This window comes from Psychrobacter sp. TB55-MNA-CIBAN-0194, assembly GCF_040309505.1.
Lineage (GTDB): Bacteria > Pseudomonadota > Gammaproteobacteria > Pseudomonadales > Moraxellaceae > Psychrobacter > Psychrobacter fozii.
In genome coordinates this window covers 1-232 of sequence record NZ_JBEOOW010000852.1, presented here as the reverse complement: position 1 = coordinate 232, position 232 = coordinate 1, and the positions used below count along the sequence as shown (strand labels likewise).

Annotated in this window: 1 pseudogene; it reads left to right on the top strand. The window is 44.4% G+C overall.

Going from position 1 to position 232, the window contains the following annotated elements:
• Window positions 1–232: pseudogene (locus AAEY75_RS17340) on the top strand (SDR family NAD(P)-dependent oxidoreductase); the annotation flags it as partial.

The window sequence follows — 232 nt, the reverse complement described above, 5'->3', positions numbered from 1 at the left end:
CTCTAACTCCCCTACTTTGCTTACAGAGCGTATTACCGCTATTAACCCACAAAACGCAGTGTACTATTACTGCATTAAGTGCGCGCGTAGGCAGCATAAACGACAATAAATTAGGTGGTTGGTATACTTACCGCGCATCTAAAGCGGCGCTTAACATGCTATTTAAAACCGCTGCTATAGAGCTTGCTCGTCGTGCTAAAAATACCAAACTCATTCTGTTTCACCCTGGCAC